At 42.4% G+C, this 5,831-nt stretch carries 5 protein-coding genes; all 5 read right to left on the bottom strand.

The genetic code is table 11. The features are described 5' to 3' along the window. Nucleotides 1-343: 343 nt before the first annotated feature. Complete coding sequence (locus AC075J_RS17840) at nt 344-466, bottom strand: hypothetical protein (RefSeq protein WP_256281107.1); 123 nt, start codon at nt 464-466, stop codon at nt 344-346. A 211-nt stretch (nt 467-677) separates the two neighbouring features. After that, nucleotides 678-1,115, bottom strand: a complete 438-nt coding sequence (locus AC075J_RS17835) for a hypothetical protein (protein ID WP_055053633.1) — start codon at nt 1,113-1,115, stop codon at nt 678-680. Continuing rightward, a complete protein-coding gene (locus AC075J_RS17830) occupies nt 1,106-2,320 on the bottom strand; it encodes a hypothetical protein (RefSeq protein WP_147420710.1) in 1,215 nt (404 codons plus the stop codon). Before AC075J_RS17830 ends, AC075J_RS17835 begins: the two co-directional genes overlap by 10 nt. Nucleotides 2,321-2,693: 373 nt before the next feature. Continuing rightward, a complete protein-coding gene (locus AC075J_RS17825) occupies nt 2,694-5,159 on the bottom strand; it encodes a beta-mannosidase (RefSeq protein ID WP_055060012.1) in 2,466 nt (821 codons plus the stop codon). Nucleotides 5,160-5,260: 101 nt separating this feature from the next. Continuing rightward, nucleotides 5,261-5,831 (bottom strand): response regulator (locus AC075J_RS17820; protein WP_476390567.1); only part of this gene is annotated, 571 nt, incomplete at its 5' end.

Here is a 5,831-nt window from a genome sequence, read left to right as displayed (position 1 = left end):
CCGCGGAAAAATCTCTGTACCTGACGCTGTCAGAAAAATCCTTTACAGACTTCATTTCCTTATGATTATCCGGTACCTGACTTGTATCTTCCTAGTTTGCAAGCTTGTCTGCACAAAGCTATAATTTCTTTTCTCCGCGGAAAAAAGCTCCTCTTTTCCCAATATTTAGTTACCGGATAGAGGCTTCCGCGGAGAGAAACCGATTTACTGTTTCCAGGACATACAAGCAAGGATCCTCGGCCATTCAATGACCGAGTTGGTTGACTCCATTTGCAATTAAAAGCGAAAATAACATTTCCGGTCATATTACAAGTTGATCCCGGATCCTCATTTGGCATTTGTCTCAAATACCTTGCAAGTGCATCATCCAGTTATTTGATTTATGCTCATGTATCTGAGCAAGATAAGAGAGGATTTCATTATCCCACGTTCTCTCTGCCAGTTTGTGGTAGTTAAAGTCTCTCATAGGCTTTCCTTCTTTCTCCCAATTATATGGTGATTTTGGGAGAAAATTAATTCCCTCTGGGAGAAAATTCTCTTCCAAAAGACAATATCACTGTTATCAGTCTTCACTATCGGTTCTTCTAAGTCCAGCTAACCTTTGAGCAGTAACACAATATCCATTTTTAATGTCAGATATGTCGCAGTATCGTGCAGTCCGCCGGCAGAGCCGTAATTCATGTTTCATCTTCATCCTCTGGAATTAACTGTATCAACTTTCTTTCCTTCAATAACAATTCCTGCAGGTATTTATTCTCCCTATCTGTTTTATCAGCTTTGTTTTCCAGCAACTCTATTTCCTTATCGTATTCATCCAACAGCTTTTCATATTCATCTCTTTCCTCTTCAAAAACTCTTGTCTGTTTCAGGAAGAGGTCTGCCTGTTCTATCAGCTTATGCTCATATTCAGCAGAAGCTTCTTCATATCCTTCTTTTTTTCCGTCATACCTGCCGCTGTCATAGATCATCTTTCCGAGCGGATTGTCTTCCGTCAAGTCCTCTTTTATCATCCTTTTTACGCCACCGGAAATACTGCCTTCATCTACTATGTTTTTTACTGTATCGATGGTTCTTCCTATACCGGTACTTCTCCATAATCCACGCTTTAATCCCATGATATATCCTCCAATTCCAATCCAGAACCCTGGATCTTTTTGTTAAATCCGCCAAAAACAAATTCTTCCTTTATCCGGCGGATATATTCCGTATCGTTTATCAGCCTTTGTACTGTCACGATCAAACCTCCGATATCAAGCTGTCTGATGGCATCTTCATTCCCAGCGTACATATTGCTGCCAACCCATATAACATTGCTCCCGGTTGCGATCATATTAGAATACAAGACAATCTTCCTTGTCCTGGCACTATACAGATTGCGGGAGACATTCATGGATGGATCATACATCAGCATATGCAGAGTACTGATCAGAAGATTTATCAAATCAGCCAGTTTTGCGGACGTTCCAACCTTGAATATGTCTCCTGAACTGATATAACCTGTCAGCTTCTCTACCTGTGTATTGGAAAGGATAAGATTAGCACCCGGGATCTGTATCCCGCATGGGGTGTAGAAATCCGTTCCAATATGGATAAGCTGCTTGATCAGAGATACAATAAATGCACCCGGCTGATCTTTTGTCCTTTCAGCAGCCTGCTGCAGCATTACTGCCGTTGATCCATACGTAGCGATCCTTGGATCTTTAAAGTCGGAAGTATACACTACATGATTGGTTGTCAGCACAGGAATACCGGAGAGAAAGGCAGGCGTTTTAACACAGGTGATCGTATTTGTCATAATATTCCCCGTGCCAAAGATCAACCCCAGGATCGGATCGTGCCCTAAGGTTGCAAATCTGTGATTCGCTCCCTTGAACAGGAAAAGCTTTTCATCAGGGATCATATTTGATATGTCAAAATCCCAGGTCCTGCATTTTTTCAATAGTCCTGCCAGTGCCCCATCCGTCAATCCGGCCGTAGCATCATAAGGAACTCCGGCTTTCGTGATGATATGTTCCATAGAAGCATAGTACGGCCTTTCATGTACAGGACCGCCTGTATTAAATCTCTTCAACAGTTTTTCCTGGAATTCGTGCAGCTTTGTCTCATTCCGATTTTGTGATCCGGCTGCTTCCGTCTTTGTCAGCTCATTTACAATGACAATCCTTGCCAATTGTAATCCCACAGCCGCAAACAGAAACTTTATATCATTCCCCTTTAAGCCTGACTGTGACTCAAATTCTGCATCTAAATCTTCTAATATCTGATGGGAATTATGGGCGACCTCTGCAACCCTTATGCTTTCATCGGCTATCGAATGCATATTATGTAAAGCAACATCTGTACTTCTTTTTAACTTTTTTCTTTTTTCCCTTAATTCCTCTAAAATAAGAACCATCATCATTTCATAAAATGTGTGATGGTTCTTATTTTTTATCTTATAGCAATTCCATAAAATAATGCAATCAAGACAGTTCAGCAGAATGCGAAGGACAAGGAAGATACCTGCAGGCGTGCTGACGCACGGCAAAGATATCTGACACAGCACTTCACGCTCTGATGGACTGGATTGTTTGCAGTAATTTATAGAATTGCTATAGTTTCCTTCTATAGCCCTCTTCGTAAATTATGTATATAAGAGGATTACTATACAGAATTTCGTCGCAAACTGCCATAAATACTACTATGAATATAGGTTATATATCATAAACACTGCGCACTTTCAGTCCATCCGGCTTTCCATCGAGTATCTTCACTCTGTATTCTCCTGCATTCATGTCAAAATAATTATCTTCAAGAATCAGGTCATCATTCTCATTCCGGATTTCCACACTCTTTGCATATGCTTCTGCCTTAACAACTATCTCATCTCCGTCTACGCGCACAGCCAGTCCGGGATTCAGATAGTGGAAGTATTTCGGATAGGAAAAAATCACAGTTCCCTGAGAAATAATCTGACCATTTTCCCATGCCTCATAACTTACATATTCATTAAAACAGTCAATCTGGGGAAGTTCGACCTTATCCATCCATACAGCAGACAATACCGGTACTTCCAGCCACTGTTCTTCCTCCCTCAGAATTGTGGCATCTGTCTTTCGCACTGCCCATTTCACCAGAACCCTGTGAGCATCCAGCGTTTCATTGGTCACATTCAGACGGATGGATTTTTCAAATTCAAAATGCTGACGGTTCATATCCGCTTCCACTGTCATCCAGCTCTGTTCTTCACAGGAAAGCATTACAGGCGCAAAGAATCTCTTCGCATAATAATGAAGCGCTTTCCAGCGTCCGTAATAATCAATGGATGACCAGGAAATAACCGGCCAACAGTCATTTAACTGCCAGTAGATTGCACCCATACAACGTCCCCGGTTTCTGCGGTAATGCTCGACTCCATATCGGATTCCATCTGCCTGGAGAAGCTGAGATGCATAAACAAAATCGCTGAAGTTCTCAGGATAACGGTATGCTGCCTGCATGTATTTGGCAATTTTTCCATTTCCTCCGTAATTTCTCTGATGTTTCTCCATCACATAAGAAAATGGATTCAATTCTTTCGGATCATCTGTTACTGTTTCAAGCGTTTTTACAGACGGGAATGACTGAAAACCAAACTCAGATGCATATCTGAAGAAATATTTACGATATTCTGAAAATGGCTTATTGCCATGCCATACTTCCCAGTAATGCACATCTCCACGGTTCGGATCATTGGGTTCATCAAAGGAACCGCCTGATGACGGGCTTGCAGGCCAGTAGAAGGTATCCGGGTCGTATTCGCTGAGAACTTCCGGAATAATGCGCTCATACATAAACAGATAATCTCTCATTTCTGTCGGCTTTGTCACCCAGGTGCCCTGCTTTACAAACATTTCCATCTCATTGTTTCCGCACCACAGGGCAAGGGATGCATGATGACGGAGACGTTTGATATTATCAATAAATTCCTGACGGATATTTGCCTCAAACTCCGGTGTCAATTCATAGACAGAGCATGCAAACATAAAGTCCTGCCATACCATCAGCCCCAGTTCATCACAGAGATCAAAGAACCAGTCCTCAGGATAATAGCCGCCGCCCCAGACACGTACTGTATTAAAGTTCGCTCTCTTGCACTGAAGAAGTAATTCTCTGGTACGTTCTCTGGATGTTCTCTGCAGAAGATTGTCCTCAGGGATATAGTCAGCGCCCATGGCAAAGACCTGATAACCGTTTACTTCATGAGCAAAGCTCTCGCCCCACTGGTCTTTCTCTCTATGCATGGTCAGCGCACGGAGACCGATTTTTCTGCACCAGGTGTCTACAATCTTATTTCCGGCTTTCAGGTCTACCTGCACCTGATATAACGGCTGTTCTCCCAGTCCATTTGGCCACCAGAGCTGCGGATTTTCAATCTCCATTTCATCCGGACAGTCATCCCATATGGTTTTTGTTCCATTCGGTGCAGTTACAGTCACCTGATATTCCAGTGCCTGTGCACCTTCATACCCATCTGCTTCGCTCTCTTCCTCATCAACAGTCTCCACATCTACTTCCGGAACCAGCAGGACTTTGCCATCCTTATGTACCTGACGGATATACACGCTGTCCAGTCTGGCAGTTTCAATTCCCAGAAGTGTTACAGGACGGAAGATACCTCCATCCGGCAGACATGCACCCCAGTCCCAGCCACACATATAGTGAGCTTTGCGCAGATGCATAAATCCCTCAATTGTGTCTTCATTTCCCCTGTTTTTATATTTCTTAAATGCCTCTGCCATGAACTTCAACGGAGAGCGAATGATAACGCGTAAGGTATTTTTGCCGTTTTCAAGCAGCTCTCCTACCGGGAATTCCCAGATTCTGTGCATGTTATCAACTTTTCCAAGACAACATCCATTCAGATAGATGTCCGCAATCGTATCAATCCCGTCAAATCTCAGGATCACTTCCTGACAATCTTTAAACTGCGCTTCTTCATAATTAAATACCGTTCTGTATTCGTAATCCTCCTCCATCAGTGCTTTCGCCTGATATTCATTATCCCCAAAGAACGGATCCGGCATCTTTCCGGTCTTAAGAAGTGCCGCATAAATATCCCCCGGAATCTGTGCCGGAATCCAGTCCAGTTGTCTGATATTGCACAACTGCCAGTTTTCATGAAGCTGTAATTTTATCATTTGTTTTATCCCTCTTTGATTATTTTTTACATATGTTTGCATTCAACTATATATATAGTATCATACTGCCCTTTTCTAAATCAACTCTGCAAAAGAAATCATTACTGTTCAAAGGTATGTATGTTACTGTTCACTCTGTTCCTAGTAATACGTTTTGTAATCACATAAAAGTCAGTTACAGGCAGTTTTCCCTTTTCACCCGGAAGGCTCCTGATTGCTGCAGTTGCCTCATAACCATTCATGACAGGCATTTGGATATCCATAAAAATAAGATCATACGAACCTTTCGGAGAAGCTTCCACTTTTTCAACTGCGATTTTTCCATTTTCTGCTGTTTCCACTTCTGCCCTTGTCATCTGCAAAATTTCAACACCAATTTCTCTGTTTAACTCATTATCCTCAACTAACAGAATCCTTTTTCCCGTGTAGTCTGATTCTGACAGCTCCTCCAGATAATTTCTTGCTGTTTTTTCTTTTCTTCCTGAAGTAAACTGCCGCAGTGTAGCCGTCAGCCGGGAACGGAACAGCGGTTTTGCAATAAAAGCATCTACACCTGCAGCCTTTGCTTCCTCTTCAATTTCGCTGAATTCATAGGATGTCAATACAATGATGGTGATCTCTTTCCCGATCCGTTTCCGGATCTGTCTGGCAGTTTCTATACGATCTATCTCC

The organism is Blautia sp. ZXY-1-C6 (assembly GCF_056339875.1).
This window is presented reverse-complemented; position numbering and strand designations above follow the sequence as displayed.